This is a genomic window from Bradyrhizobium sp. IC3123, assembly GCF_020193625.1.
Lineage (GTDB): Bacteria > Pseudomonadota > Alphaproteobacteria > Rhizobiales > Xanthobacteraceae > Bradyrhizobium > Bradyrhizobium yuanmingense.
In genome coordinates this window covers 173220-199524 of the sequence record NZ_JADYVF010000004.1, presented here as the reverse complement: position 1 = coordinate 199524, position 26305 = coordinate 173220, and the positions used below count along the sequence as shown (strand labels likewise).

Annotated in this window: 29 protein-coding genes and 1 pseudogene; 16 read left to right on the top strand and 14 right to left on the bottom strand. The window is 64.7% G+C overall.

The features are described 5' to 3' along the window. Positions 1-402: 402 nt before the first annotated feature. Complete coding sequence (locus tag I6F20_RS15215; RefSeq protein ID WP_225126819.1) at positions 403-789, top strand: hypothetical protein; 387 nt, start codon at positions 403-405, stop codon at positions 787-789. A 38-nt stretch (positions 790-827) separates the two neighbouring features. Here the strand turns inward: I6F20_RS15215 and uvrB are convergent, their stop codons facing one another. From uvrB to I6F20_RS15195, 4 genes are all read right to left on the bottom strand, one after another. Then, positions 828-3785, bottom strand: coding sequence for an excinuclease ABC subunit UvrB (uvrB, locus tag I6F20_RS15210; RefSeq protein WP_225126818.1), 2958 nt, complete (start codon positions 3783-3785; stop codon positions 828-830). Between the two features lie 93 nt (positions 3786-3878). After that, entirely contained in the window at positions 3879-4106 is a 228-nt protein-coding gene (locus I6F20_RS15205; RefSeq protein WP_225114102.1) for a hypothetical protein, read from the bottom strand. A 57-nt stretch (positions 4107-4163) separates the two neighbouring features. After that, positions 4164-4385: a hypothetical protein gene (locus tag I6F20_RS15200; RefSeq protein ID WP_225126817.1), complete on the bottom strand. Its 222-nt coding sequence runs from the start codon at positions 4383-4385 to the stop codon at positions 4164-4166. A 100-nt stretch (positions 4386-4485) separates the two neighbouring features. Continuing rightward, complete coding sequence (locus I6F20_RS15195; RefSeq protein WP_225126816.1) at positions 4486-5400, bottom strand: LysR substrate-binding domain-containing protein; 915 nt, start codon at positions 5398-5400, stop codon at positions 4486-4488. Positions 5401-5589: 189 nt separating this feature from the next. Between I6F20_RS15195 and I6F20_RS15190 the strand changes: the two genes are divergently transcribed. The 3 genes from I6F20_RS15190 (at position 5590) to I6F20_RS15180 (ending at position 7410) form a co-directional block, all read left to right on the top strand. Further along, positions 5590-6369 (top strand): TSUP family transporter, encoded by a 780-nt coding sequence (locus tag I6F20_RS15190; RefSeq protein ID WP_225126815.1) that lies wholly within the window; start codon positions 5590-5592, stop codon positions 6367-6369. After that, complete coding sequence (locus I6F20_RS15185; RefSeq protein WP_225126813.1) at positions 6366-6596, top strand: hypothetical protein; 231 nt, start codon at positions 6366-6368, stop codon at positions 6594-6596. The genes I6F20_RS15190 and I6F20_RS15185 overlap by 4 nt, the downstream gene beginning before the upstream one ends. A gap of 115 nt (positions 6597-6711) precedes the next feature. Continuing rightward, complete coding sequence (locus I6F20_RS15180; RefSeq protein ID WP_225126811.1) at positions 6712-7410, top strand: glutathione S-transferase family protein; 699 nt, start codon at positions 6712-6714, stop codon at positions 7408-7410. A gap of 6 nt (positions 7411-7416) precedes the next feature. Here the strand turns inward: I6F20_RS15180 and I6F20_RS15175 are convergent, their stop codons facing one another. Beyond that, a complete protein-coding gene (locus I6F20_RS15175) occupies positions 7417-7947 on the bottom strand; it encodes a HEPN domain-containing protein (RefSeq protein ID WP_225126809.1) in 531 nt (176 codons plus the stop codon). Between the two features lie 187 nt (positions 7948-8134). Continuing rightward, positions 8135-8722, bottom strand: coding sequence for a hypothetical protein (locus tag I6F20_RS15170; protein WP_225126807.1), 588 nt, complete (start codon positions 8720-8722; stop codon positions 8135-8137). 82 nt (positions 8723-8804) lie between these two features. Here I6F20_RS15170 and I6F20_RS15165 point away from each other — a divergent pair. After that, a pseudogene (locus I6F20_RS15165) lies at positions 8805-8966 on the top strand (glutathione S-transferase family protein); the annotation flags it as partial. An 18-nt stretch (positions 8967-8984) separates the two neighbouring features. On the opposite strand, the gene I6F20_RS15160 reads toward I6F20_RS15165, so the two are convergent. Both I6F20_RS15160 and I6F20_RS15155 read right to left on the bottom strand, forming a co-directional pair. Continuing rightward, entirely contained in the window at positions 8985-10046 is a 1062-nt protein-coding gene (locus tag I6F20_RS15160; protein WP_225126805.1) for a hypothetical protein, read from the bottom strand. A 189-nt stretch (positions 10047-10235) separates the two neighbouring features. Continuing rightward, positions 10236-10445, bottom strand: a complete 210-nt coding sequence (locus tag I6F20_RS15155; protein WP_225126804.1) for a cysteine-rich CWC family protein — start codon at positions 10443-10445, stop codon at positions 10236-10238. Between the two features lie 30 nt (positions 10446-10475). Between I6F20_RS15155 and I6F20_RS15150 the strand changes: the two genes are divergently transcribed. Together I6F20_RS15150 and hmuQ are read left to right on the top strand one after the other, a co-directional pair. Further along, a complete protein-coding gene (locus I6F20_RS15150) occupies positions 10476-10682 on the top strand; it encodes a hypothetical protein (RefSeq protein ID WP_225127167.1) in 207 nt (68 codons plus the stop codon). Positions 10683-10767: 85 nt separating this feature from the next. Further along, complete coding sequence (hmuQ, locus tag I6F20_RS15145; protein WP_036009456.1) at positions 10768-11091, top strand: heme-degrading protein HmuQ; 324 nt, start codon at positions 10768-10770, stop codon at positions 11089-11091. 177 nt (positions 11092-11268) lie between these two features. On the opposite strand, the gene I6F20_RS15140 is transcribed toward hmuQ, so the two are convergent. From I6F20_RS15140 to I6F20_RS15120, 5 genes are all read right to left on the bottom strand, one after another. Further along, positions 11269-11724 (bottom strand): GNAT family N-acetyltransferase, encoded by a 456-nt coding sequence (locus I6F20_RS15140; protein ID WP_109145980.1) that lies wholly within the window; start codon positions 11722-11724, stop codon positions 11269-11271. Between the two features lie 86 nt (positions 11725-11810). Beyond that, positions 11811-12623 (bottom strand): PAS-domain containing protein, encoded by an 813-nt coding sequence (locus tag I6F20_RS15135; protein WP_225126803.1) that lies wholly within the window; start codon positions 12621-12623, stop codon positions 11811-11813. A gap of 229 nt (positions 12624-12852) precedes the next feature. Beyond that, the gene (locus I6F20_RS15130; protein WP_036009463.1) at positions 12853-13002 is read right to left on the bottom strand and encodes a hypothetical protein; all 150 of its coding nucleotides are present in this window, start codon (positions 13000-13002) and stop codon (positions 12853-12855) included. 73 nt (positions 13003-13075) lie between these two features. Next, positions 13076-13252 (bottom strand): hypothetical protein, encoded by a 177-nt coding sequence (locus I6F20_RS15125; RefSeq protein WP_162832045.1) that lies wholly within the window; start codon positions 13250-13252, stop codon positions 13076-13078. 154 nt (positions 13253-13406) lie between these two features. Continuing rightward, a complete protein-coding gene (locus I6F20_RS15120; protein ID WP_025032208.1) occupies positions 13407-14057 on the bottom strand; it encodes a glutathione S-transferase family protein in 651 nt (216 codons plus the stop codon). A gap of 592 nt (positions 14058-14649) precedes the next feature. Between I6F20_RS15120 and I6F20_RS15115 the strand changes: the two genes are divergently transcribed. The 7 genes from I6F20_RS15115 (at position 14650) to I6F20_RS15085 (ending at position 22900) form a co-directional block, all read left to right on the top strand. Next, a complete protein-coding gene (locus I6F20_RS15115; protein ID WP_225126802.1) occupies positions 14650-15852 on the top strand; it encodes a pyridoxal phosphate-dependent aminotransferase in 1203 nt (400 codons plus the stop codon). A gap of 385 nt (positions 15853-16237) precedes the next feature. Further along, positions 16238-16717, top strand: coding sequence for a DUF992 domain-containing protein (locus I6F20_RS15110; RefSeq protein ID WP_036030909.1), 480 nt, complete (start codon positions 16238-16240; stop codon positions 16715-16717). Positions 16718-16872: 155 nt separating this feature from the next. Then, the gene (locus I6F20_RS15105; RefSeq protein ID WP_225126801.1) at positions 16873-18921 is read left to right on the top strand and encodes an elongation factor G; all 2049 of its coding nucleotides are present in this window, start codon (positions 16873-16875) and stop codon (positions 18919-18921) included. Positions 18922-19189: 268 nt separating this feature from the next. Beyond that, positions 19190-19462 (top strand): helix-turn-helix domain-containing protein, encoded by a 273-nt coding sequence (locus I6F20_RS15100; protein WP_008566993.1) that lies wholly within the window; start codon positions 19190-19192, stop codon positions 19460-19462. A 105-nt stretch (positions 19463-19567) separates the two neighbouring features. Then, positions 19568-21310 carry a SulP family inorganic anion transporter gene (locus I6F20_RS15095; protein ID WP_225126800.1) on the top strand — a complete coding sequence of 581 codons (1743 nt, stop codon included), beginning with the start codon at positions 19568-19570 and terminating at the stop codon, positions 21308-21310. Positions 21311-21376: 66 nt separating this feature from the next. Continuing rightward, complete coding sequence (locus I6F20_RS15090) at positions 21377-22216, top strand: shikimate dehydrogenase (protein ID WP_225126799.1); 840 nt, start codon at positions 21377-21379, stop codon at positions 22214-22216. Positions 22217-22273: 57 nt separating this feature from the next. After that, complete coding sequence (locus tag I6F20_RS15085) at positions 22274-22900, top strand: hypothetical protein (protein ID WP_225126798.1); 627 nt, start codon at positions 22274-22276, stop codon at positions 22898-22900. Positions 22901-23128: 228 nt separating this feature from the next. Here the strand turns inward: I6F20_RS15085 and I6F20_RS15080 are convergent, their stop codons facing one another. Beyond that, positions 23129-24265 (bottom strand): alpha-hydroxy acid oxidase, encoded by a 1137-nt coding sequence (locus I6F20_RS15080; protein ID WP_036009502.1) that lies wholly within the window; start codon positions 24263-24265, stop codon positions 23129-23131. 129 nt (positions 24266-24394) lie between these two features. Here I6F20_RS15080 and I6F20_RS15075 point away from each other — a divergent pair, with 129 nt between their 5' ends. Together I6F20_RS15075 and glmM are read left to right on the top strand one after the other, a co-directional pair. Continuing rightward, complete coding sequence (locus I6F20_RS15075; protein WP_167361667.1) at positions 24395-24562, top strand: hypothetical protein; 168 nt, start codon at positions 24395-24397, stop codon at positions 24560-24562. A 221-nt stretch (positions 24563-24783) separates the two neighbouring features. Further along, positions 24784-26127 (top strand): phosphoglucosamine mutase, encoded by a 1344-nt coding sequence (gene glmM / locus I6F20_RS15070; RefSeq protein ID WP_157286558.1) that lies wholly within the window; start codon positions 24784-24786, stop codon positions 26125-26127. The last annotated feature ends 178 nt before the right edge of the window (positions 26128-26305 follow it).

Below are 26305 nucleotides of genomic sequence, written 5' to 3'. Positions count from 1 at the left end.
GGGACGTTGCAGCGGTTTTGACGCGCGATCGCAGTGTCCGGTTCATGACATGCAACTATCGGTTGAGTTACGGAATGGCTGCACGAATTCGCACCGCATGATGTTGCCTCGCGCGCAACGCGCATGGACCCGTGCGTACGCTGGCAAAGACGAACTTGCTGCCGCCTCGGTGGTCTGCTCCCTCGCCCCGCTTGCGGGGAGAGGGTTGGGGTGAGGGGGAGTCTCCGCGGGGACGCTGATAGTTGGACTCGCGGAGGCTCCCCCTCACCCGGAATCCAAGCTGCGCTTGGATTCCGGCCTCTCCCCGCAGGCGGGGAGAGGCGAAGCACCGCGTGACCCATCTCACATCACCCTTCCAGCGCCGCGACTACCGTCATCAGCATGTCATCAGGGAGACGTGCCATGGCCGCCATCGCCAATGCCAGAAAGTCCCGCCTGCACAACGCGCTCGAAGGCCTCGCGCTGACCGCGACCCTGCAGAGCTTCCCGACCTTCGCCACCGCGGCCTTCCTGCTCAAGCTCGTTGGCAACCACGACCTCGTCGGCGATCCCGGCGTCGCCATCTTCGTCGCCTTCGCCTCGTTCACCCACGCCCTGATCGCCGTGACCCTCGGCCCGAGCTTCCCGCACCTGTTCAAGACCGTCTACGAGCCGAAATTCTTCGAGGCCCATCTGTCGCTCTCCGACAAAATCACGGCCTGGCGCACCCAGCCCGTCGCCTCGCTGCAACTGGTGACGATCGTGCTGCTGCTGTCGGTGATGGCCGTGGTGACGGCGAGCGTGGGGTGAGGGGGGTAACCACGAACGTCACCGATAAACCTACGCGTCTACCTCTTCTTCCACCCACCCCTTCGTCCCGGCGCCCCACCGGTCGACTTCGGCGCCGGCCCGAACTCCGGCCCTGACTGCCGCGAATCCGTCGGCTGGATGATCCTGCTGGTGCTGCCGAACGGCTTTGACGGCAGCGCGCGGCCCTCGCGATAGGGCAGCGATTCCGGGCCGTGCATCTCGTCGAGATGCGGCTTGTGCACGCGGGAGCCTTTGCCGCCGCCGGCCTTCAGCGCGGTTGCGGCACTCTTGTTCTTCATGGCGCTGACGGGGAGGTTGGCGGCATCGCCGTATTTCTTCGCTCCTGCATAGGCGCCCGCCTTGGTCGCGACGGTGCGCTGCTTGGCGGTGGGGTCGTCGACCACGGCGAGCTCGGTCGCGCGCAGGCGCTTGACCTCGTCGCGCAGGCGGGCGGCTTCCTCGAAGTTCAGGTCGGCGGCGGCCTCGCGCATTCGCGTTTCGAGATCGGCCAGAACGGCTTCGAAATTGTGGCCGATCGAGATGACGTCGTCGGTCATGTCGTGGCCGCCGACCTCGATCAGCACGTGGTCGCGCTCGTAGACCGAGTTGAGGATGTCGCCGATCTGCTTCTTCACGCTCTCCGGCGTGATGCCGTTGGCGTTGTTGTACTCGACCTGCTTCTCGCGGCGGCGGTTGGTCTCGGCGATGGCGCGCTCCATCGATCCCGTCATCTGGTCGGCATAGAGGATCACCTTGCCGTCGACGTTGCGCGCGGCACGGCCGATGGTCTGGATCAGCGAGGTCTCGCTGCGCAGAAAACCTTCCTTGTCGGCGTCGAGGATGGCGACCAGGGCGCATTCGGGGATGTCGAGGCCCTCGCGCAAGAGGTTGATGCCGACCAGCGCGTCGAAGGCACCGAGACGCAAGTCGCGGATGATCTCGATGCGCTCGATCGTGTCGATGTCCGAGTGCATGTAGCGGACGCGAATGCCCTGCTCGTGCAGATATTCGGTGAGGTCCTCCGCCATGCGCTTTGTGAGGACCGTGATCAGTGAGCGATAGCCCGCCTGCGCGGTGGCGCGCACTTCGCCGACGAGATCGTCGACCTGCGTGCGGGCGGGGCGAATATCAACGGGAGGATCAATCAGCCCGGTGGGGCGAATGACCTGCTCGACGAACACGCCGCCGCTCTCGTTCAGCTCCCAGCTGCCCGGGGTTGCCGACACCGCGACGGTCTGCGGCCGCATCATGTCCCATTCCTCGAAGCGGAGCGGGCGGTTGTCCATGCAGGACGGCAGGCGGAAGCCGTATTCGGCCAGTGTCGCCTTGCGACGGAAGTCGCCGCGGAACATGGCGCCGATCTGCGGGATGGTGACGTGGCTTTCGTCGGCGAAGATCAGCGCGTTGTCGGGCACGTATTCGAACAGCGTCGGCGGCGGCTCGCCGGGGCGGCGGCCGGTGAGGTAGCGCGAATAGTTCTCGATGCCGGCGCAGCTGCCCGTCGCCTCCATCATTTCGAGGTCGAAAGTGGTGCGCTGCTCCAGCCGCTGCGCTTCCAGCAGGCGGCCCTGGTTGTTGAGCTGGTCGAGCCGCTGCTTCAATTCGAACTTGATCGACTTGATCGCCTGCACCAGCGTCGGCCGTGGCGTCACGTAGTGCGAGTTGGCGTACATCTTGATGAATTCGAGCTCGTCCTGCTTGTGGCCGGTGAGCGGATCGAACTCCTCGATAGTCTCGATGGTGTCGCCGAACAGGTTCACGCGCCAGGCGCGGTCTTCATAGTGCGCCGGGAAGATGTCGATGACGTCGCCCCTGACCCGGAAGGTACCGCGGGTAAAGTCGGCCTGGGTGCGCTTGTACTGCAGCGCGACGAGGTCCGCGATCAGCTGCCGCTGGTCGATGCGCTCGCCCTTCTTCAGCGCGAAGGTCATCGCGGTGTAGGTCTCGACCGAGCCGATACCGTAGATGCAGGACACCGAGGCCACGATGATGACGTCGTCACGCTCGAGCAGCGCGCGCGTCGCCGAGTGGCGCATTCGGTCGATCTGCTCGTTGATCGAGGAATCCTTTTCGATGTACGTGTCCGTGCGGGGCACATACGCTTCCGGCTGGTAGTAGTCGTAATAGCTGACGAAATACTCGACCGCGTTGTCCGGAAAAAAGTTCTTGAACTCGCCATAGAGCTGGGCGGCCAGCGTCTTGTTCGGCGCCAGGATCAGGGCCGGGCGCTGCGTCGCCTCGATCACCTTGGCCATGGTGTAGGTCTTGCCGGAGCCGGTGACGCCCAGTAGCACCTGCGAACGGTCGTTGCGCTCGATGCCCTCGACCAGCTCGGCGATTGCGGTCGGCTGGTCGCCTTTGGGCTCGTAGGACGACTTGATCTCGAAGCGCACGCCGCCTTCGGATTTTTCCGGGCGCGGCGGCCGGTGCGGAGTCCACACCTTCATGGAGCCGTCGCCCTTGCGGAACTCCGGCCGGCCCTCGCGGATCAGCGATTCCAGCGCATCGGCGGTCGCCTTGACGCCGAGCGCCTCCATCTTGGAACGCGGCGGGCGCGCCAGCGCTTCGGCATCGTCCTCTTCGGTGGGCAAGCCGAGCTGCCGCGCCAGTTCCGGATCGAGCGTCGGGATCGTGGCCGCGGTTCCGTAATTGGCCTGCGGCGCCTCCTCCAGTCCGGCCAGCTCACTGGACTGACGGGCGCCCGGCGGCTGCGGATTGGGCCGCAGCGGCATCGGCCGCGCCGCATCTTGCGGAAACTCCTTCGGTGTCGAAGCCCGCGCGCGATGCGCGGCGGCCTCGCCCCCGGCGCGGCGGTCGCGCGAATTGTCCGGCGGCGGCTGCAGGCCGGTGCCCGAGCCAAGTCCGGCATCGCCGCGATTGATCGCGGGATTGAGCAGTTCGGCCAGCGCCGGCCCGATCGGCTGCACGTCGGGGCGATGAGCTTTGGATTTGGGAGATTTGCCGGATTTTTCGGAGGATGCAGGTTTCTTCGCCATGAGGCGAATATGGGACGAGTCCGCCCCGCAATAAAGGGTGAATGCCCGTGGCCGTGCAGGCTGCTGACAGCAGGTTGGCAGCAGCCCTGCGGTTCACGCCGCCGGCAGCGGCCCCTCGTCGTCTCCGGCCGCGACATTCGGCTCGAGGATGTCGAGATGAATGCCGCCGCAATCGGTGCAGCGCATGGTCCAGTACTCGCATCCGGCGCGGCCGCCGATCACACGGAGCACCGTGAGATCGCCGTCGCATTCCGGGCAGTTGGAGAGCACTGCGCGGGCGTAGATCCGCGGCTGCACCGCATCGGTTTCGATGATGGACATGACCGGTTCCCCCCCCCTTTTTTTCGCCGCCCTGTCTCTGGTCGGCCTGCGGACCGCCTATTTGTCGTCGCCAGCCCGCCGCCGGAAACGATCGATGTGGTGCTTGGCATCGGCAATCGCGGCATCGCGATCGGGCCAGGCGAACCCGACTTCCATGGCCGGAAACAGCACGCCGTCGATGGCCACCGGGCTGAGATCGGCCCGGCGGATCCGCGCGTGCCACAGCCCCTTGCCAGCTTCGAAGGATTCGATGTCAAAGCCGTCGTAGAGGGTCGTCATGAGTGTAGGTCCCACGTTTCTTTTCGGAGGGTCACGAGACCACGTCTGCGGATTTTGGGATGTGAAGCCGTTCACAAGCGGGCGGCTTTTTTGCCCGCCTTCAGTTCCGCGCTGCAGCACGGCCGATCCGGCGCGGCCGGGCGGCGGGTTCCGATGCCGCCCGCATGATCCAGCGGCGGAAGGCGGCAAAGTCGCGCTGCTCGGTCTGGAAGCTGCGATAGAGCAGGTACCAGCGCATGCCCTTGGGCACTGACAGGTCGAACGGCGCCACCAGCCGGCCGGCCGCGAGATCGTCGTCGATATAGGGGCGGATGCCCATGGCGATGCCGAGCCCGTCGGCCGCGGCCTGCAGCGCCTGGCCGTAGAACTGGAACTCGGGCCCGCGCGCGTTGATCCTCGCCGTGCCCGCCGCCTTCAACCAGATCGGCCAGTCCTCGGGTGAGTGCGCGACGCGGATCAGGCTCGGTCCCTTCAGGTCGGCCGGGCGCTTCAGTCCGCCGGCAAGGCGCGGCACGCAGACGGGCGTGAGGTCGCCGGCGAACAGCGGCTCGGCGACGAGGCCGGGCCAGTCGCCGGTGCCGAGCTTGATGCCGCAGTTCCAATCCTCGCCGAAAGGCACCGTGGCGCCGCCGGTGGTGAAGCGCACCTCGATGTCGGGCTCCTCGCTGCGAAACTCCGACAGGCGCGGGATCAGCCAGCGCATCGCAAAGGTGTGGCCGACGCCGATGGTGAGCACGCGCACGCTGGCGGGCGCCGTCACCTGCGCCGTGAGGCTCGCCAGCGCATCGAAGATCGGGGTCAGCCCGCTTTGATAGGCGCGGCCCGCCTGCGTCAGCACGAGCCTGTTGGCCTTGCGCTCGAACAAGGCGACGCCGAGCCGCTCTTCGAGCAGGTGCACCATGCGGCTGACGGCGGCCGCCGATACGCTCAGCTCCAGCCCGGCCGCAGCAAAGCTGCCGGTCCGCGCCGCCGCCTCGAACGCCTTGATGCCGTTGAGAAACAGCAGCCGCCGCAAATGACCCACCCTCAGGAAAGCTGATGCCAGGGCAAGATATCTCAGTTTGCGGAAGAGGCGCAAGCGAGGCACAAACATCAGCGTAATTCGTGCTGATTTGTTGAAGCAGGCGCGTGCCTTCGCCTCTCCTCGCGGGGCGAGGGAGTGAAACAGTTTGCGTCCCTCACTCGCCCTCGGGAGATTCCTTTCGTGACGGCCATCATGATCGCTGCCCTTGGATTGCTGATGGTGGCCACGGCATTCCTGTCGGGGCTGTTCGGCATGGCGGGCGGGCTGATCCTGATCGGCGTGCTGCTGGCCCTGATGCCGCTGCCGACCGCGATGGTGCTGCATGCGGTCACGCAGATGGCTTCGAACGGCTGGCGCGCGTTCCTGTGGCGGGCGCATATCCGCTGGCGGCCGGTTGCGAACTACATGGTCGGCGCGGCCCTCGCGCTCGCGGCGTGGTCGCTGACCCGCTACGTGCCGGACAAGCCGGTCGCGCTGCTGCTGCTCGGCATCACCCCGTTCATGGCGCGGCTTTTGCCGGCGAACATCAAGCCGGACCCTGATAGCCTCTGGCAGGGCACGGTCTACGGCACGATCTGCATGGGCCTGATGCTGATGACCGGCGTCTCCGGCCCGCTGCTCGACACCTTCTTCCTCGGCGGCGATTTCGGCCGGCGCGAGAAGGTGGCGACCAAAGCGATGTGCCAGGTCGTCAGCCATTTCACCAAGCTGATCTATTTCGGCGGCATCATCGACCAGGCCGCGGGCCTCGATCCCGTGCTCGCTGCCGTCGCGATCGCAGCCTCGATGCTCGGCACCACGCTGGCGCGGCGCATCCTCGAAGCCATGACCGACCAGCAGTTCATCGCCTGGTCCAACAAGCTGATCACCACCATCGCCTGCTACTACATCGTCCACGGCGGCTGGCTGTTGCTGCGTGCGCCGGTTCTGGCCGCCTTCGACAAGGGAGGTTTGCAATGAGCTGTAACGCCGATCCGCTGGTGCTGGACTTCGTCGAATGGGTCGCGCGCGAGCCGCGCGCCTATGCCGAGGTGATCGCGACCTGGAAGACCTCGTGCCCGCGCCTCACCATCTGGGAGGACGCCGCCGAGCGCGGCTATGTCGCGCGCGAGACGATTGCCGGTCTCGGGCTGGTCATCGCGGTGACGGAAGGCGGCGAGAGGCTGTTGCGCGCCAACGGGCGGTGACGCGCACATCTGCCTCCACATCGTCATTGCGAGCGCCAGCGAAGCAATCCAGAATGTCTTTGGCGGCGGAAGCCTGGATTGCTTCGCTGCGCTCGCAATGATGGAGCACTGGCCCATGTCGCTCAAACTCTACGAACTCGTCGGCACCGATCCCACGCGCCCCTTCAGCCCGTATTGCTGGCGCACGCGGATGGCACTGGCGCACAAGGGCCTTGCGGCGGAATCGCTGCCCTGGCGCTTCACCGAGAAGAGCGCGATCGCGCCGCACGGCTCGGAGAAGGTCCCGGTGCTGCTGCATCACGAGAGGGCGGTGGTGGATTCCTGGACCATCGCGAACTATCTCGAGGACCATTTTCCGGATCGCCCGTCGCTGTTCGGCGGCGAGGGCGGCCGCGCGATGGCGCGCATGATCAATGCGTGGGGCGACATCGCCATCGTCGGCGGCATCTTTCCGCTCATCATCGCCGACATCCCGAACAATCTGAATGAGGTCGATGCCGCCTATTTCCGCAAGTCGCGCGAGGCGCGCTTCGGCGGCAAGACGCTCGAGGAGATCATGGCGGGCCGCGACACCGGCATCGTCGCGTTCCGCAAATCGCTCGAGATCATGCGGCAGACGCTCAAGACGCAACCTTTTCTCGGCGGGCAGGCACCGAACTACGCCGACTACATCGTGTTCGGCGGATTCCAATGGGCGCGCGTGGTCAGCCCGTTCAAGCTGCTCGAAGCGGATGATCCAGTCTATGCCTGGCGCGAGAGGCTGCTGGATGCGTTCGACGGCATTGCGCGGAAGTCGCCGGGGCATGAGGTGTAATACACACTAGCCTTTACCCTGATCTGCTCGAAGCAGCTCGATTTCCTTCCTAATAACGCGGCGGCATATCCATCGTAGCCGAGCAAAAAGTTCTAATTCAGACGTGCTGAGCGCATGTTTGCCCGTGTGAACGATTTCCGATCGAACGTCATATATTTTCCGAAACCATTCCAGGACTTCTGCTCGATCTTCCTGGCTTGTCCCGATCAGATACGCGCAGCGGTTTCGTAGCAAAACGTTCAGACCGGTTTGGTCGGACGATGCTTTGTCCCCAAGCAATATTTCGAGAACGATCATCGTCTGAACGAATTTCAGCAATTGATCAGATCCGTGGCTATGTCCGTCAAAAAACCACTGCGATGCAAGAAAGATAAGATCGGCCTTCTTGCCTCCGGATAAGGCTGCTTGGATCAGAAAGAAAGTGCTGGTAACGAACTGGGAGCGTCGCTTCGGATCACCAAGCAAGTCGATAAAGCCGCTCAGCCTCAGACGCTTGATGGTCCGGCTTATCCCATCGTCCAGGGAGATGGTCCGCACTGCGACAAACTCTCCTCCAGCATCTTGTCGATGTAGCAGGATATCGGATGGAGGGGATTGCGGGAGGTAATCTGAGCTTACCTCGAACAAACCGAGGGCTAGACCAAGGCCAGAGAAGGCCCGCAACGCCCGTATTGCTTCTAAGTGTGGTTGCGAGCCTCCATACGGCCCGATAAAACCTTGGGCATCAACTTGAAGATATATACCATCCATCTGCCAATGTACTGCCGACAGCCATCCATTCAGTCCGCAGTCCACTGAGAGCGCCAACTTGGCTCGTTTCAGATTTGCTTGGCGGGTACTGGGAAATGATTTCGTCTGTGACTCTTACGAGGCGTAACCGAGGAGAGATCACTACGACGGATTGATCTCCCAACATGGTGGACAACTCGGTGGGAAGTTTGAAGCTAAGCGTATATTGCCGTGGGAGATCAATCAGCGCATTGAGGAGACGCTGCGCAACAAGTGCGCTTTCGTTATAGCCGTCGAGTTCAGTCAGACGCTGTCTCGCAACATCATCAAAGGGCAGATGGGATAGTTCTTCAGACAAGGTGTCGAGGATAAATTCAGTGAGTGGCCTATCGTTGTCGATGTAGAGGCTAAGCTGCGATCGGAGTTCTCCTTTGCCCGGAAGAACTTTCTCGGGCAATTCAAGCGCTGGCAGCGCGTCAGAGCGTGAAATGAACTTCCCATTCTCAACATAGAGTTGGGCTTTTGCAGTCGTCAAAGTTTGCAGTAAGCGCTCTTTGCATTCTGGGTGAACGTTTAGTGGCATCGGTCCGGCCCAAATGGCGCGAGGAGATCAATCAGCTGAACGGGAATCAGCGATGCATTTAACACGACAATAGCTAACATGACCGAACTGTGCCGACTACATCGCGTTCGGCGGATTCCAATGGGCGTGCGCGGCCAGCCCGTTCAAGCTGCTCGAAGCGGATGATCCGGTCTATGCCTGGCGCGAAAAGCTGTTGGATGCGTTCGATGGCATGGCGCGGAAGTCGCCGGGACATCGCGTGTGAGCCTGCGCGCGACTTTCGTCACCCGCAGGCTTTTGCCGTGACGCGCTCGTTCCTGACGAGGGTTTCGACCATCTTGCGTGCGACGCTGTTCAGGTCAGCGAGCGTGAAATAGCCTTGCGCATAGGCTTCTTGAGTCAGGCGCTCGATGCGCCTGTCCTCACCCGTCGACCATTGTGTCGCGATGTAGTCGGCACCGGGCTTGCCGAACGTCTCGGGATAGCGCTCCATCTGGTTCTGGCGCTGATAGTAGTATTCGTCGAGACCGCTAATGAACTGCTTTCGACCCTCGCCCGTGCAGCGGGCGCCATAAGGCCGTTCCAGCGTGGCGATGGCGCTCTCGCGCTGTCTCACTCTGCCGTCCACCGAATATCTTTCGTTGGTGCCGTATCCCGGGCTATTGATCGGAACCGGTGGCCGGGTCTCTGGTTCGGGCGCGAACGCCCAAGCTGCGATCTGCCAGATGACGACCGCCCAGACGACAAACCAGATGCGGCTCGCCGTCGCCTGTTGCCGCGGCAGGCACACCGGTGACGGATCGGACCACAGGCCTGGACCCGCGAACGCCAGAACCGTAGGACGGATGTCCGCGGGGAAATCCTCTTTGACGACACCCTTCTGTTCGAAGGCTTCCGCGAGCGCGGCCTTGACGCGCGCGTCGAGCGGCGTCGAATATGCCGCGTTGGCTTGGTCACGCTTCTTCTCGCTGCAGAACATTCCCATGGCCGGGTTCGGGCAGCCGTAGATCTCCGCGTAGCCGCGCGCATAGGCCGTCGTGGCCGCGATGAGATTCGCCTTCATCGTGTCATCGCAAGGCGACATGGCGTAGGCAGTACCGGCCTGCAACGCGTCCATGCGTACCGCGTCGAGCTTCGGATCCTTGTCGCTCATCGTGGTGTGCTCCGCTTCCCAAATCTTGCGGGCATGGGCCTTGGAGCTTTCATCGCCGAATGTTGCAGTGAGCGTCGGCCTCAGCTCGCCGATCGGCGAAAAGGAATAGGTGGGAAATCCGCGGAGTGCCCAGGAGATACCGACGAAAGCGGAAAGGAAGGCCATGCAGGTCAGGAGAATGAAGCGGCTCATGCGCGTACTCGAATTGACGATGCGCAACCTATCCGTGTCCGGTTAAGAGATGTGGTATTTTACGGGTTCCGCCCGGGCGAAGGTAAATGGAGCTCTAAGAAGGTCGATCTGATCTTGCTCTTACGCGGTGTTTGCGTGATCGGTCGCCTGCCTCGGTCGACATCCGCCTGACGCAACGGTCGACGTCGACTATTTCGCCGCCTCCGCCTCCGCCGCCGCTTTCCGCAAGCACTCCCGGCACAGGCAGTCCTCGCCCTCGAGCGGCATCGGCAGTTTTGCCGTCTCCTCCGCGCACCAGCAGGTCCCTGAGAGATCGCAGCCGAATTCGCTGCCGCAACGGGAGCAGGTGAGACGGCGCCCAAGTGCCCGCGCAGACGGCATTTCGGTCGGATGTGTCATGATCTACGTCGAAGCTTCGCCGTCATTTTCATGCCGGGTTCATCTGCGGCTGCGGCATATTACGCGCCGTTCGCGTCGAAAGGAAAGCACCTCGCAGCGCGCGAAGGACAGATCATCCATGGCCCGCGATTAAAAGGCGTGCTGCAGGACCAGTTCGGCCTGTCCGATCGCGTGCTGGCCGAGACGGTGTTTCCCGACAGCGCAAGCGCAAGGCCGATGAAGGGGCTGGTTACCTAACCCACAGACGCTGTCATTTCGGGGCGCGCCTTGCGGCGCGTCCCGGAATGACGAGATATGGCGCAGCATCAGGAGACACCACCCCATGTACATCGCCATGAACCGCTTCCGCGTCGCCAAGGGCTCCGAGGCTGCCTTCGAGCAGGTCTGGCTCACGCGCGACACCCATCTCGACAAGGTGCCGGGCTTCGTCGAGTTTCACCTGCTGCGCGGGCCGGAAGCCGAGGACCACACGCTGTACGCCTCGCACACCGTGTGGGCGAATTATGCGGCGTTTGAGGCCTGGACCAAGTCGGAAGCATTTCGCGCGGCGCATCATAAAGCGGGCGACAACAAGCCGCTTTATCTCGGCCATCCCCAGTTCGAAGGTTTCGAGGTGATGCAGACCGTGGGGCGCGGCGCCAAGTAACGCTGCCAAGTAGCGCTGCCAGCAAAAAAATGCGGCCCCTGTCAGACGCGGCGACTGACGGGGACCGCTGGGGCGCATGATCGGTGACGGGGGGCCTGACCAGACGCAGGGGCAGCCTAGCCTTGCTGTGTTACGCGCGGGTGACAGGTGGAGTTATCCACAGGCTCCCGGCACGACTCAGAAGATCTTGCGATAGACGATGAAGCCGGAGCGCTCCGCGACCTTGTCGTACAGGCGCTGCGCCGTGAGATTGGTCTCGTGCGTCTGCCAGTAGACACGCGGCGATCCCGCCAGCTTCGCCCGTTCGTAGACGCCATGGATCAGCGCCGAGCCGACGCCCTTGCCGCGCGCGGCCTCTGATGTGAACAGGTCCTGCAAATAGCAGGACGGCTCGATCGCGGTGGTGCTGCGATGGAACAGATAATGCGTCAGCCCGAGCAGGCGGCCGTTGTCCTCGGCGACCAGCGCATGCATCGGCTCATAAGCATCGAAGAAGCGCTGCCACGTCATCCCAGTGATCTCGGGCGCGAGCGCGGTCGGACCGGAGCGGCCGTAAAAGGCGTTGTAGCCGTCCCACAGCGGCAGCCATTGATCGTAATCCTGCCTGGTGACGGCGCGAATGATGAGCGACATGTAAATTTCCGCGATCTCGGAGGTGCGCGATGAAGGCATGCCCTTCATACGTGATGATCCTGCTGCCGATCAATCGCACACTCGCCTCACTCCGCAACGCGCAAGTACTGGATCAGCTTGCGGCCGGTCGGATCGCGCAGCGAGCGGTAGTAGTCGGCGCGCGCCGGCGCATCGGTGTGGCGCACGAGGTCGGTCACGGGCGTGTAGCTCAGCATCCGCCCGCCGTCCGGCAGTGCGGCGCAGACGAAGCGCAGCACCTCGCCGTTGCGCAGCGCGACGTTGATCGGCGTGGCATCGCCGACCCGCACCATCTCCATGCGCTGCGCGATGAAAGTGCCGAGCTCGTCCTCGGGCAGCGCGAACGCGCCGGTGTCGCGGCCGTGATACATCAGCGCGATGAAGGGTGGCTTCGCCTCGGCGACCTCGTCCGGCACCGCAAAATAGTCGCGGAACGCGCGGTTGATGAATTCGGCCCGGGTCTCGGCATCGAGCAGCACGATGCCGATATCGACCTTGTCGAGCGCGGCCGACAGCCGCGCGGCAATGGCGTGGCTGCGGCGCTCGGCCGCGAAACTGCCGAGCAGCCGCTCGCGCATCAGCCCGGTGATGCCGGCGGTTCCGAAAACGGTGACGGCCAGGAGGCCGAGCGGCGCCAGATCGGCGGCACTATAGCCGGAGACGCCGTGGCGGTTGAGGAAGAACAGCGCCGCGCCGATCACCGCGACAATCGCGGTCGTCACGGCGGAGGCGAGACCTGCGAGCGCGCCGGCGAGAGCCACGATGGCGACGAACAGCGGGGCGGGCGAGGGGGCGGGGACAAAGCGATCGAGCTGCATCGCCAGCAGCAGGGTCGCTGCCGTCAGCGCCGGACCGGAGATCGCACGCCATCCGAACCGCATGGACCTGTCTCGCTCCTCCCGAACGAGGTAAGGCCGCAACACTGGCTGATTGTTGCGTGACTGCGATGCGATTTCGTGCGGCGTGCTTAAGGCGCGCTTGCGTGCATGCGTAAGGCTTTCGGATGATTTTAAAGCATGATCCGGAAAAGTGTGAAGCGGTTTTCCGAAAAGATCATGCTCAAACAATAACCTAAAGCGCGATGACGATTCATCCTAATCGCATCGCGCTTTAGACCATGTGCGCGCGCTGCTGCAGCGTCGGCGCATGCAGCGTCGACGTGCCCGTGCCCTTGCGCGTGCCGACGATGATCAGCAGCGAGGCCGCGACCAGGATGGCCGCAGTCAGGGTGATTGCAACGACTACCACAGGTGATTTCATTGACGTCCTGTCGCGATGCCGGTCGGCGCGGGCCGCACGGCGCCCTGAAGGCTGGTCCAGGATGAAACGGGAATCAGACCGGCAGGCCCATCGCCATGGTCGCCTTGGTCGACAACACCGTCAGGGTGACGATCAGGCACAGCGAAAGCGCGGCGACGGCGAGCGAAGCCGCGACCGCATGGGTGAGCCGGGAAGACGCGACGGTAGCGGATGGGCTCTGAAACCCCGCTGTGCCGGACGCCCGCATCATGGTCTAAATCCTTCAACACGCGAGCGAATCACCCGCGACTTTCCAGAATTTCCCAGTTTCAACCGGCAACATTGCGGCGGCGACCGCGCCGAAAGTGGCGGGATTGCGGCAAAGGCGGCCCTTATGCCCGCTATTCGCCGGAGCGGACGCGCCGTCAGGCGCTCGCGGCGATGCTGGCGGGGTCGTCGATGTCGGCCGGGCGCCAGTCCATGGTCACGAAGCCGGGCGCGGCTTCGACGCGTTTGAGCCAGTCCCGGATCGCCGGGAAGGCCTGGAGGTCGAAGTCGCAGCGGTCGGCGAGGTGGGTGTAGCCGTACAGCGCGATGTCGGCGACCGTGAGCTGGCGCGCGGCGAAATAGGAATTGGTCTTGAGGTGATTCTCCATCACCTGGAGCGCGCCATAGCCGCGCTCCATCCAGTCCTCCAGCGAATGGGTCTGCAGGTCGCGGCCGCCCTTGACCAGCGACAGCCAGAAATAGGCCGCGCCGATGTTCGGCTCGAGCGCGTGCTGCTCGAAGAACATCCATTGCAGCGCCTCGGCGCGGTCGATGCGGTTTTCCGGCGCGAGCGGCGTGCCGACGGCAACGTACCAGAGGATGGCGTTGGACTCGGCGAGATAGCGGTCCTCGCCGACCTCGAGCAGCGGCACCTGCCCCGACGGGTTCTTGGACAGGAAATCCGGCGTGCGGCTCTCGCCGCGCAGAATGTCCACCTCCACCGCTTCGTAAGGCAGGTTGAGCAGCGCCAGCGCAAGGCGGACCTTGTAGCTGTTGCCCGAGCGTTGCATCGAATAGAGCTTGTACATTCTGGCGTTCGAAATCCGAGGACGAGAAGACGCGGCGCCCGTTGCCCCGCGAGGCGGCTAAACAATGATGCCGATGCGAATCCGCCGCAAGTGCCGGCCGATAGAAAAACTCGAAAACCCTACCGCACTGCAATGGAGAGGAAGATCATTTCGCGACGATGCAGTTCAGTTCACATGTACGTCAATCTGCGGACACATCGCTCTACGTAGGCTACCGCATAGACGATCGAGATTAGGACGCCAGTGTTTCCGCATCGTCATGGCCGGGCTTGACCCGGCCATCCACGTCTCACTTGGCGCACGAAGAACGTGGATGCCCGGGACAAGCCCGGGCATGACGACGAGCGGTTTCCTGGAGACGTGCACCATCCAGAATTGCTCCGAGGACAGGCCTTGTCGGATATGAGCAATTCCGGAGGCAAAAGTTACGGAATATTGCGGGAAACCGCGCCTCGCAGCGCTCCAAATCGTAAACTTTTCCGGGATCGGGCCGAAGTTTCTTGCGGCGCAGCGGCGCACGTTTTAGGGTGGCTCATTCCCACAATTGGAGTCGTGAGGCGAAGGGCTTCACGACGCTCGCCAGGAGATGATGATGTCCTTCCTTGCCGCTGCGCTCGACCGTGTGAAGCCGTCCGCGACTATCGCGGTCACGGATAAAGCACGCGCGCTGAAAGCGGCGGGCCGCAACGTCATCGGCCTCGGTGCCGGCGAGCCCGACTTCGACACGCCCGCCAACATCAAGCTGGCGGCGATCCGCGCCATCGAGGCCGGCAAGACCAAGTACACCGCGGTCGACGGCATCCCCGAGCTGAAGGAAGCCATCATCGCGAAATTTCAGCGCGAGAACGGCGTCGCCTACAAGCCGAACCAGATCATCGTCGGCACCGGCGGCAAGCAGGTGCTCTACAACGCGTTGATGGCGACCATCAATCCGGGCGACGAGGTGATCATTCCCGCGCCCTATTGGGTCAGCTATCCCGAGATGGTCGCGCTCGCGGGCGGCGAGCCGGTGCCGGTGGTCTGCACCGCCGCGACCGGCTTCAAGCTCCAGGCCGAGGCGCTCGAGCGCGCGATCACGCCGAAGACCAAATGGGTCATCCTGTGCTCGCCGTCGAACCCGACCGGAGCTGCCTACACGCGTTCGGAACTGAAAGCGCTCACCGACGTGCTGGTGAAGCATCCCCACGTCTGGGTGATGACCGACGACATGTACGAGCATCTCGTCTATGACGACTTCCAGTTCACCACGGTCGCGCAGGTCGAGCCGAAACTCTACGACCGCACGCTCACCGTGAACGGCGTCTCGAAGGCCTATTGCATGACCGGCTGGCGCATCGGCTACGCCGGCGGTCCCGCGCAGCTCATCAAGGCGATGTCGACGATCCAGTCGCAGTCGACCTCGAACCCGTCGTCGATCGCACAATGGGCCGCGGTCGAGGCGCTGAACGGTCCGCAGGACTTCATCTCCGCCAACAACAAGGTGTTCAAGGAGCGGCGCGACCTCGTCGTCTCCATGCTCAATCAGGCCAAGGGAATCGAGTGCCCGCGTCCCGAAGGCGCGTTCTACGTCTATCCGTCGTGCGCCGGCACGATCGGCAAGACCGCGGCGTCGGGCAAGGTGATCGCCAATGACGAGGACTTCGTCACCGAGCTCCTGGAGACCGAAGGCGTCGCCGTGGTGCAGGGGTCGGCCTTCGGCCTTGGACCGGCGTTCCGCATATCCTACGCGACCAAGACCTCGGACCTCGAAGACGCCTGCAAGCGCATCCAGCGCTTCTGCGGCAATCTGCGGTAAGACGGTCGCGACAAGAATCGGAAAGGCCCGCTTCGGCGGGCCTTTTTTGTTGTTTTTCGATAAGAGGAGTCGGATGGACTTTTTGTTTCTGGTCGGCGTTGTGCCCGGCCCCTCACCCGGATCACATCTGCGATGTGATCCGACCTCTCCCCGCGGAAGAGCGGGGAGAGGTTAAGCAAGGCCGGCGACGTTGCATTGTGAGGGACGCACGGCTCTCTCACTCCCTCGCCCCGTTCTTACGGGGAGAGGGTGGGGTGAGGGGTCTCTCCGCAAGTTCGATTCTAAACGCGCGCGAGCTGGCACGGCCGCGGCTCTTGTGGCATAGACCCGCAACACGGGTGGGGCGCTCTCTCTGCTCGCATCACATTTTTTGCCGGAGACATTCATGCGCCGTTCGTTCCTCTTCGCCGCACTCACCGCTGCCGGCCTCATCGCCTCCGTCGTGAACACCGGCGCGCAGCAGCGGATGGCGCGGGTCGGCGTTCTCGAATGCCGCGGCGGCGCCAGCGTCGGCTTCATCGTGGGATCGGTGACTCATCTCGGCTGCGTGCTGCGCGCCGACGGCTTGCCCGACGACCGCTACGTCGCGACCATCCGGAAAGTGGGCCTCGACATCGGCATCACCCAGGAGACGGCTTTGGCCTGGGGCGTGTTCGCGCCGGTCGACCGGCTCGGCCCCGGCGACCTCTCCGGCAATTACGTCGGCGCGCAGGGCAGCGCCTCGGTCGGTGTCGGCTTGGGGGGCAACGTGCTGGTCGGCGGCTCCAACAATTCGATCGCGCTGCAGCCGCTGAGCGTGCAGGGCCAGGTCGGCCTCAACATCGCCGCCGGCCTCGAGAGCCTGGAACTCCGTCCGGGCCGTTGACACTTCTGCGTGTGATCGCGCCGCGCGAAGCGGCGCGATTTTGCTGACGACGCACCGCAGCGACGTTTGATGCTTGCCAAATCTCGGGGAGGGGCAGAGCATCGGCGTTTGCCGACCCAATCACGGGCCGAGCTCCACACCAAGGAGGCGGCGAAATGGGACAAGACGTCAGAAGTCCCCGAGGTCCACGGTGCATCGCGCTGGTGGGCCCTTTCCAAAGCGGTAAAACCACACTTCTGGAAGCAATATTGGCGCGAACGGGTGCAATCCCGCGCGCTGGCAGCGTCGATGCCGGAACGTCCGTCGGCGACGCCACGCCCGAGGCCCGTCATCACAAGATGACCGTCGGCCTCACTGCCGCCACCACGAGTTTCATGGGCGACAGCTACACCTTTCTCGATTGTCCCGGTTCCGTCGAGTTTGCCCACGACATGCGCGCCGCGTTGCCGGCGGTCGACGCCGCAATCGTGGTCTGCGAGGCCGACGAGAAGAAGCTGCCGCAGCTTCAGATCATCCTGCGCGAGCTGGAGGAGCTGAAGATCCCGCGTTTCCTGTTCCTCAACAAGATCGACCGCGCCAGTCAGCGCATCCGCGAGACGCTGGCGATGCTGCAGCCCGCCTCGCGCGTGCCGCTGGTGCTGCGCCAGATCCCGATCTGGAAGGGCGAGCTGATCGAGGGCTTCGTCGATCTCGCGCTGGAGCGCGCCTTCATCTATCGCGAGCACAAGGCCTCCGAGGTGATCGCGCTCGAAGGCGGCGATCTCGATCGCGAGAAGGAAGCCCGCTTCTCGATGCTGGAGAAGCTCGCCGATCACGACGATGCGCTGATGGAGCAGCTGCTCGAGGACATCCAGCCGCCGCGCGATGCCGTCTTCGACGATCTCGCCCGCGAATTGCGGGAAGGGCTGATTTGCCCGGTGCTGCTGGGCGCCGCCGTGCGCGAAAACGGCGTGTTGCGCCTGATGAAGGCGTTGCGTCACGAGGCGCCCGGCGTTGCGGAGACCGCAAAACGTCTTGGCGTATCCGAGACCAAGGACGCCCTCGGCTATGTCTTCAAGACGCTGCATTCGCAGCACGGCGGAAAGTTGTCGCTGACGCGGCTGCTCGCCGGCCATCTCGACGACGGCGCCACGCTGCAATCCTCATCCGGCGGTGCCGGGCGCATCTCCGGCATCCTCGCCGTCAACGGCGCCTACGACACCAAGCGCGCCTCGGCCGAAGCCGGCGAGACCGTGGCCCTCGCCAAGCTCGATCCGGTCAAGACCGGTGACACGGTTTCGAGCGGCAAGACGGCGCCCGCGGCATTGATCACGATCGAGCCGACGCCGCCGGTGCTCGCGATCTCGGTCGCGGCCACCGACCGCAAGGACGACGTCAAGCTCGGCCAGGCGCTGACGCGCCTGCATGAGGAGGATCCCTCGCTCATGATCGTGCAGAACGCCAAGACTCACGACACTGTGCTGTGGGGCCAGGGCGAGATGCATCTGCGCGTCGCCAGCGAGCGCTTGCGCGACCGCTTCGGCGTCAAGATCACCTCGCATCCGCCTGCGATCGGCTATCAGGAGACCATCCGCAAGCCGATCACCCAGCGCGGCCGTCACAAGAAGCAGTCCGGCGGCCACGGCCAGTTCGGCGATGTCGTGCTCGACATCACGCCGCTGCCGCGCGGCGACGGATTCAAGTTCGCCGAGAAGGTGGTGGGTGGCGCGGTGCCGCGCAACTACATCCCGGCGGTGGAGGAGGGCGTCGTCGATGGATTGGCGCGCGGTCCGCTCGGCTTCCCCGTCACCGACGTGCAGGTGACGCTGACCGACGGCTCCTATCACAGCGTCGATAGCTCCGATCTCGCCTTCCGCACGGCCGCGCGGGTCGGGCTCAACGAAGGCCTGCCGCAATGCCAGCCGGTGCTGCTGGAGCCGATCCACATGGTCGAGATCGTCTGCCCGACCGACGCCACCGCCAAGATCAACGCGATCCTGTCGGCGCGGCGCGGCCAGATTCTCGGCTTTGACACCCGCGAGGGCTGGACCGGCTGGGACTGTGTCCGTGCCATGATGCCGGAAGCGGAGATCGGTGAGCTGATCGTGGAGCTGCGCTCGGCCACCGCCGGCGCCGGCAGCTTCACGCGCCAGTTCGACCACATGGCCGAAGTCACCGGCCGCGCCGCCGACCAGATCATCGCCGCACATCAGCACGCGGCGTGAGGCGGCTCCCGCTGTAAGGGCCGCACGCCCTCTCACTCCTCTCCCCGTTCTTACGGGGAGAGGGTGGGGTGAGAGGCTGTGTCTACACGTGCGGTGAACGTTGGACTCTCGCGCTCTCCTCGCCTTCGTCATTGCTTCGTCGCAAGGGCTCCTCGCAATGACGGAGGAGCCAGACGGGCGGTCGCTTGCATTCATCGCGGGATGATGTATTTTACATCGTTGTATATGTTCTAGATATCACTTATAACTGCTCGTAAGTGAGGCCAAGGTGATCACCTCGTTCCAGATGCGGGCAGCCCGCGCGTTGCTCGGCATCGACCAGAAAACCCTGGCCGAGCTCGCCGGCGTGTCGCTGCCGACCATCCAGCGGATGGAGGCCTCCACCGGCAATGTTCGTGGCGTGGTCGAGACCTTGATCAAGGTGGTCGAGGCGTTCGACCGGGCCGGCGTCGAGCTGATCGGCGAGCAGGCCCGCAGCGACAGCGGCGGACGTGGCGTTCGCTTGAAGGAGCCGGGGCCGCCGCGCCGTGTCGGAGCATGATCGCGCGTTGATCATGCCCGGGATCAAGATGGGCTAGCGCATCGTCGCACCTTAGGACGCACGATGCTTCGGAGCATTGTGGGGCCAGCGGAGCACTTTGCTGACATGAGCATCACGAGCGATCAGGCAGGCCGGCTGCACCAGCTGCGTCAGCCGACCTTTGCCGAACTGTATCTGCCGAAGCTCGTCACCGTCTTTCGCGAAGGCTACGGCCTTGCGGATTTCCGCGCCGACGTCTTCGCCGGCCTCACGGTCGCGATCGTCGCGCTGCCGCTGTCGATGGCGATCGCGATTGCCTCGGGCGTGACGCCGGACCGCGGCCTCTACACCGCCGTCGCCGGCGGCTTCATCGCCTCCTTGCTCGGCGGCAGCCGGTTCCAGATCGGCGGCCCTGCCGGTGCCTTCATCGTTCTGGTCGCGGCGACCGCGGAGCGGCACGGCGTCGATGGCGTCATTCTCGCCACCATGATGGCCGGCCTGCTCCTGATCGCCGCGGGCCTGCTGCGCGTCGGCACCTACATCAAGTTCATTCCCTATCCCGTCACCGTCGGCTTCACCGCCGGCATCGCCGTCATCATCTTTGCCAGCCAGCTCCGCGATCTCTCCGGCATCACGCTCGCGGGCAAGGAGCCCAGCGAGTTCGTGCCCAAGCTCGTCGCGCTCGCCGGCGGCCTCAACACGATCAATCCGTCCGCCGTCGCGGTCGCCCTCGTCAGCATCGGCATTATCGCCGCCTTGCGCCGCTGGCGGCCGTCCTGGCCCGGGATCCTGATCGCGGTCGTGTTTGCAGCCGTCGCCAGCGCGGTGCTGTCGTTGCCGGTCGAGACCATCGGTTCGCGCTTCGGCGGCATCCCGCGCGAATTGCCATCGCCGGCGCTGCCCGCGTTCTCACTGGAAAAGGCAAGGGCGGTGCTGCCGGATGCGATCGCGTTCGCGCTGCTGGCGGCGATCGAATCGCTGCTGTCGGCGGTGGTGGCCGACGGCATGACCGGCCGCCGTCATCGCTCCAATTGCGAGCTGGTGGCGCAAGGTGCGGCCAATATCGGCTCGGCGCTGTTCGGCGGCATCTGCGTCACCGGGCTGATCGCGCGCACCGCGACCAACATCCGCGCCGGCGCGCGCGGGCCGCTCGCGGGCATGCTGCATTCGGTGTTCCTGCTGCTGTTCATGCTGGTCGCGGCGCCGCTTGCAAGCTACATCCCTCTGGCCGCGCTCGCCGCGGTGCTGGTCGTGGTGGCCTGGACCATGGCGGAGAAGCATGAATTCGCAACTCTGCTGCGCTCGTCATGGGGCGATGCGGTGGTGCTGCTCGCGACCTTTCTGCTCACGATCTTCCGCGATCTCACCGAGGGCATCCTGGTCGGCTTCGCGCTCGGCGCGGTGCTGTTCATCCATCGCATGGCGGAGATGACGGGCATCGAGGAGCGCTCGCCGCTGGTTGCGGATGATCGCCCCGACGACGGCAACGGCGACCGTGTGCGTTACGATCCCGCGCTTGCGGTCGACCGCGACGTGCTGGTCTATCGCATCACCGGCGCGTTCTTCTTCGGCGCGGCCTCGGCGATCGGCGGCGTGCTCGACGGCATTGCCGACCGGCGCAAGGCCTTCGTGGTCGATTTCGCCGCGGTGCCGTTCCTGGATTCGACCGCGGCCAACGTGATCGGCCGCGTCGCCGCCAAGGCGCACCGCCAGGGCATCAGGCTGTTCATCACCGGGGCCTCGCCCGCGGTCCGCCGCGCGCTGCTCACCCATGGCGTCACGCCGCCGCGCGCGCGTTACCGCACGAGCCTCGAGCGCGCCATCGCCGACATCAAGGGCCGGGCCGCCGACGAGACAGCTGCGAGCTGACCGCGCGCGCTTGACAGAGCGGGCGCGACGCGAAATGGATCGCCTCGGAAACGACCCGAGGGAAAGATGACCGCGCCCAAGCCCCCTGCAGCCTGTCTGATCGGATGGCCGGCCGCGCATTCGCGCTCGCCGCTGATCCACCATCACTGGCTGCGCACGCTCGGCATCGAGGGCGGCTATGTCATCGAGGCGGTGCCGCCCGAGGATCTGCGCGATTTCGTGCTGCGGCTGTCGCTGCGCGGCTTCGTCGGCGCCAACGTCACCATCCCGCACAAGGAAGCCGTGCTGGCGCTGTCAACGCCCGACGCGCGCGCCAGGGCGGTCGGCGCCGCCAACACGCTGTGGTTTGCCGACGGCGAGCTGCGCTCCACCAACACCGATGTCGAAGGCTTCATCAACAATCTCGACGCCAGCGCGCCCGGCTGGGACATGGCCGAGGAAGCGCTGGTGCTGGGGGCCGGCGGCTCCTCGCGCGCGGTCGTGTTTGGGTTGCTGGAACGCGGCATCAGCTGCGTGCATGTCGCCAATCGCACCATGGCGCGGGCCGAGACGCTGGCACAACAGTTCGGATCGAACGTGCATCCGCTGCCGTGGGACGCGATCGGCGAGGTGCTGCCGCGCGCAAAGCTTCTCGTGAACACCACCTCGCTCGGCATGCATGGCCAGCCTTCACTCGACGTCGACCTCGCGCGCCTGCCGGAAGATGCCGTCGTCGCCGACCTCGTCTACGTTCCCCTGGTGACGCCGCTGCTCGCCGCGGCGACGGCGCGTGGCCTGAAGACCGCCGATGGGCTCGGCATGCTGCTGCATCAGGCGGTGCGCGGATTCGAGCTGTGGTTCGGCCGGCGGCCCGAGGTCACGGCCGAGCTGCGCGCATTGGTCGAGGCCGATCTCACAAAGACTTGAGAGAATAGTGCGCGGTCTCTCGGAGTTCTCCATTCCAGGGGGCCATCGGAGATCGTCATGACTGTTCAACGTGCATCCTTCACACGTCCACTGATCGCCGTCGCAATGGTGGTCGTCTCAACCTACTGCGCCTTCGCCCAGAGAGCGCCGGTGCCGACGCGCGTGCGCGGCACCATCGAAAGCGTCAATGGCGACACCATGCAGGTCAAGTCGCGCAGCGGTGAAGAGGTCAAGCTTCGCCTTGCCTCCGACGTGAACGTGTCGGGCGTTACCAAGATCTCGCTCGCCGACATCAAGCCGGGCTCGTTCATCGGCGCCACCACCGTGCCGGGACCGGATGGCAGCCAGAACGCCGTCGAGGTGCACGTGTTTCCGGAAAGCATGCGCGGCACCGGCGAAGGCTCGCGCCCTTGGGACCTCAAGCCCAACTCCAGCATGACCAATGCGACCGTCGCGGAGAGCGTCGTCGGCAATGACGGTCACACGCTGCTGGTCAAGTACAAGGACGGCGAGAAGAAGGTGTTCGTCGCCGACGACACGCCGGTCGTGACCTTCGTGCCCGGCGACAAATCCGAGCTGAAGCCCGGCGCCAAGGTCATCGCCTTCATGAAGCAATTGCCCGACGGCTCGTTCGAGACCAACCGCGTCAGCGTCGGCCGCGACGGCCTGACGCCGCCGATGTGAGGGGCTGTGAGACGCGCACCTGCCGCCTGAAATGCCGCCGTCGTCCCGGACAAGCGTCAGCGCAGGTCCGGGACCCATAACCACAGGGAAAAGTTGTTGCGCGAAGCAGGCCACTCCGAGCCCCCATAGCCACACCCTTCTGTGGCTATGGGTCCCGGATCGGCGCGCGCTTGGGCGCGCTTGTCCGGGACGACAGTGATTATTGCTGCGGCATCCCGGCAGACGCACTCACACCGCAATCACGTGATCGTCGATCTCGTCCACCCGGTTGACGCCGCACAGGCCCATCGTGGTGAGCAGCTCCTTCTGGATGATGTCGATCGCCTTGGCGACGCCGGCCTGGCCGCCGGCACCGAGGCCATAGGCATAGGCGCGGCCGATCATGCACGACTTTGCGCCGAGCGCCAGCGCGCGCATCACGTCCTGGCCGGAGCGGATGCCGCCGTCGAACATGATCTCCATCCTGTCGCCCACCGCGTCCGCGATCTCGGGCAGGACCTCGATCGAGGACGGCGCGCCGTCGAGCTGGCGGCCGCCGTGGTTGGAGACCACCAGCGCCTGCGCGCCGGTCTTGGCGGCTTCCTCGGCGTCCTCGACGTCGAGGATGCCCTTGATGATCAGCTTGCCCGGCCAGATGCTGCGGACCCACTCGACGTCCTTCCAGTTCAAGGAGGTGTCGAACTGCGAGGCCGTCCATTCGGCGAGGCGGTTGAGATCTTCAGTGTTCTTCACGTGGCCGGCGATATTGCCGAAGGTGCGGCGCTTGCCCTGCAGCACGCCGGAGACCCAGGCGGGCTTGCTGGCGAAGTCCAGCAGCTTCGACAGCGACCATTCCGGTGGCACCGTCATGCCGTTCTTGATGTCGGCGTGGCGCTGGCCGATCACCTGCAGGTCGACCGTGAGCACCAGCGCGCTGCACTTGGCGGCCATCGCGCGCTGGATCAATTCCTTGATGAAGCCGCGGTCCTTCATGACGTAGAGCTGGAACCAGAACGGCTTCTCGACACTGGCGGCGATGTCCTCGATCGAGCAGATCGACATGGTCGATTGCGTGAACGGGATGCCGGCGGCCTGCGCGGCGCGGCAGGCGTGGATCTCGCCGTCGCCGTGCTGCATGCCGAGCAGGCCGACCGGCGCGAGGATCAGCGGCATCGTCGACGGCTCGCCGAGGATCGTGGTCGAGGTGTCGCGCTTGGAGACGTCGACCAGGATGCGCTGGCGGAACTTGATCGCCTGCATGTCCTCGCGGTTGGCGCGCAGCGTCTCCTCGGCGTAGGAGCCGCGGTCGCAATAGTCGAAGAATGCCTTCGGCACGCGGCGCCGATGCAGCGTGCGAAGATCGTCGATACAGGTAATATGCTTCATGTCGTTTCCCCGGCCCGTCACGTACCAAACAGTCTTGCATCGGAAGATTTCGGGGTCATCTAGCATGGTTGGATGCACAGCCAAATCGTTTGCAGAACGTTTTGGAAGGAGAGTGCCAAGGAGAGCGTCATGACGAAGCCGCACGCAGGACCTTCGCCGGAAGAGATCAAGGAGAAGCATGATCTCGAGGAGGCGCTCGAAGAGGGGCTGGAGGAGACCTTCCCGGGCTCCGATCCCGTCAATGTCACCCAGCCGGCGCCGAGCCGCGCGGACGGCCATGTGAAGCGCTCGGATTAAGGCGAGTTCCACCGCTTTTCGCTGGTCACGCCGGAATTGCAATGTTAACAATGTGTTATCGGGGGCGGTCGCGGCGCCGGTTCCGTAATGATTCATCATATTTTTTGAAGCCAAGTTAGCCGCGATAGCTTTATAAGACCTCGGCAAATCAGGGATGCGGGTCCCGTTGGGGCAGCCCGTGGTTGTAGAGGGGAGTCCCTGGTTGTTGCTTGGGGGACGATATGAGCCGGAAATATTTCGGGACGGACGGGATTAGGGGCCGCGCCAACGGACTGATCACGCCGGAGCTCGCGCTCAAGGTCGGCCAGGCCGCGGGCCTTGCGTTTCAGCGCGGCGACCATCGCCACCGCGTCGTGATCGGCAAGGACACCCGTCTGTCCGGCTACATGATCGAATACGCCATGGTCGCAGGCTTCACCTCGGTCGGTATGGACGTGCTGCTGGTCGGCCCGATGCCGACGCCGGCGGTCGCGATGCTGACCAAGTCGATGCGCGCCGATCTCGGCGTGATGATCTCGGCCTCGCACAATCTGTTCGAGGACAACGGCATCAAGCTGTTCGGCCCGCAGGGCTTCAAGCTGTCCGACGACGTCGAGCGGCAGATCGAGCAGTTGCTCGACGAATCCCTAGACAAGCGGCTCGCCCAAAGCGCGAGCCTCGGCCGCGCCCGCCGCATCGACGGCGTGCATGACCGCTACATCGAATTCGCCAAGCGCACGCTGCCGCGCGACCTTTCGCTCGAGGGCCTTCGCGTCGTGATCGACTGCGCCAACGGCGCCGCGTACAAGGTCGTGCCCGAAGCGCTGTGGGAGCTGGGCGCCGACGTCGTGCCGATCGGCGTCGAGCCCGACGGCTTCAACATCAACAAGGATTGCGGCTCGACCTCGCCGGAGGCGTTGTCGAAGAAGGTGCGCGAGATGCGCGCCGACATCGGCATTGCGCTGGACGGCGACGCCGATCGCGTCATCCTGGTCGACGAGCGCGGCCATGTCGTCGACGGCGACCAGCTGCTCGCGGTGATCGCGCAGAGCTGGAAGGAGGATGGACGCCTCTCGCGTCCCGGCATCGTCGCCACCGTGATGTCCAATCTCGGGCTGGAGCGCTTCCTGCAAGGGCAGGGGCTCGAGCTGGTGCGCACGCCGGTCGGCGACCGCTACGTGCTCGAGCAGATGCTGAACGGCGGCTACAATCTCGGCGGCGAGCAGTCCGGCCACATCATCCTGTCCGACTACGCCACGACCGGCGACGGTTTTGTCGCCGCATTGCAGGTGCTCGCCGTGGTGCAGAAGCTGCGCCGCCCGGTGTCAGAAGTCTGCCACCGCTTCGATCCGCTGCCGCAGATCCTCAAGAACGTCCGCCACAAGGGCGGCAGGCCGCTCGATGATTCCGACGTCAAGTCGGCGATTTCCGACGGCGAGAAGCGCCTCAACGGCCACGGCCGCCTCTTGATCCGCTCCTCCGGCACCGAGCCCGTGATCCGCGTCATGGGCGAAGGCGAGGACCGTCACCTCGTCGAGGACGTCGTCGACACCATTGTTTCGGCATTGGGGCAGGCCGCGGCTTGAGTCCTTCCTTCTCCCCTTGCGGGAGAAGGTGGCGCGAAGCGCCGGATGAGGGGTTCTATCCGCTCGCAACACAGCTCGTGAGGATAGAAACCCCTCACCCGTCTCGCCGCTAACGCGGCGAGCCACCCTCTCCCACAAGGGGAGAGGGTAAGAGGCGCATCCCAGCCATTTGCGATTG

Bases quoted from the DNA above. Each gene is read 5' to 3' on its own strand.
- I6F20_RS15140 (WP_109145980.1), bottom strand. From the start codon at position 11,724: ATGTCGCTCATCATTCGCGCCGTCACCAGGCAGGATTACGATCAATGG.
- I6F20_RS15170 (WP_225126807.1), bottom strand. From the start codon at position 8,722: ATGCCACTAAACGTTCACCCAGAATGCAAAGAGCGCTTACTGCAAACT.
- I6F20_RS15075 (WP_167361667.1), top strand. From the start codon at position 24,395: ATGACGAAGCCGCACGCAGGACCTTCGCCGGAAGAGATCAAGGAGAAG.
- I6F20_RS15120 (WP_025032208.1), bottom strand. From the start codon at position 14,057: ATGTACAAGCTCTATTCGATGCAACGCTCGGGCAACAGCTACAAGGTC.
- I6F20_RS15160 (WP_225126805.1), bottom strand. From the start codon at position 10,046: ATGAGCCGCTTCATTCTCCTGACCTGCATGGCCTTCCTTTCCGCTTTC.
- I6F20_RS15185 (WP_225126813.1), top strand. From the start codon at position 6,366: ATGAGCTGTAACGCCGATCCGCTGGTGCTGGACTTCGTCGAATGGGTC.
- I6F20_RS15215 (WP_225126819.1), top strand. From the start codon at position 403: ATGGCCGCCATCGCCAATGCCAGAAAGTCCCGCCTGCACAACGCGCTC.
- I6F20_RS15130 (WP_036009463.1), bottom strand. From the start codon at position 13,002: ATGAAATCACCTGTGGTAGTCGTTGCAATCACCCTGACTGCGGCCATC.
- I6F20_RS15135 (WP_225126803.1), bottom strand. From the start codon at position 12,623: ATGCGGTTCGGATGGCGTGCGATCTCCGGTCCGGCGCTGACGGCAGCG.
- glmM (WP_157286558.1), top strand. From the start codon at position 24,784: ATGAGCCGGAAATATTTCGGGACGGACGGGATTAGGGGCCGCGCCAAC.
- I6F20_RS15110 (WP_036030909.1), top strand. From the start codon at position 16,238: ATGCGCCGTTCGTTCCTCTTCGCCGCACTCACCGCTGCCGGCCTCATC.
- I6F20_RS15150 (WP_225127167.1), top strand. From the start codon at position 10,476: ATGCCGGGTTCATCTGCGGCTGCGGCATATTACGCGCCGTTCGCGTCG.
- I6F20_RS15095 (WP_225126800.1), top strand. From the start codon at position 19,568: ATGAGCATCACGAGCGATCAGGCAGGCCGGCTGCACCAGCTGCGTCAG.
- I6F20_RS15085 (WP_225126798.1), top strand. From the start codon at position 22,274: ATGACTGTTCAACGTGCATCCTTCACACGTCCACTGATCGCCGTCGCA.
- I6F20_RS15080 (WP_036009502.1), bottom strand. From the start codon at position 24,265: ATGAAGCATATTACCTGTATCGACGATCTTCGCACGCTGCATCGGCGC.
- I6F20_RS15090 (WP_225126799.1), top strand. From the start codon at position 21,377: ATGACCGCGCCCAAGCCCCCTGCAGCCTGTCTGATCGGATGGCCGGCC.
- uvrB (WP_225126818.1), bottom strand. From the start codon at position 3,785: ATGGCGAAGAAACCTGCATCCTCCGAAAAATCCGGCAAATCTCCCAAA.
- I6F20_RS15155 (WP_225126804.1), bottom strand. From the start codon at position 10,445: ATGACACATCCGACCGAAATGCCGTCTGCGCGGGCACTTGGGCGCCGT.
- I6F20_RS15125 (WP_162832045.1), bottom strand. From the start codon at position 13,252: ATGATGCGGGCGTCCGGCACAGCGGGGTTTCAGAGCCCATCCGCTACC.
- I6F20_RS15180 (WP_225126811.1), top strand. From the start codon at position 6,712: ATGTCGCTCAAACTCTACGAACTCGTCGGCACCGATCCCACGCGCCCC.
- I6F20_RS15115 (WP_225126802.1), top strand. From the start codon at position 14,650: ATGTCCTTCCTTGCCGCTGCGCTCGACCGTGTGAAGCCGTCCGCGACT.
- I6F20_RS15205 (WP_225114102.1), bottom strand. From the start codon at position 4,106: ATGTCCATCATCGAAACCGATGCGGTGCAGCCGCGGATCTACGCCCGC.
- hmuQ (WP_036009456.1), top strand. From the start codon at position 10,768: ATGTACATCGCCATGAACCGCTTCCGCGTCGCCAAGGGCTCCGAGGCT.
- I6F20_RS15105 (WP_225126801.1), top strand. From the start codon at position 16,873: ATGGGACAAGACGTCAGAAGTCCCCGAGGTCCACGGTGCATCGCGCTG.
- I6F20_RS15200 (WP_225126817.1), bottom strand. From the start codon at position 4,385: ATGACGACCCTCTACGACGGCTTTGACATCGAATCCTTCGAAGCTGGC.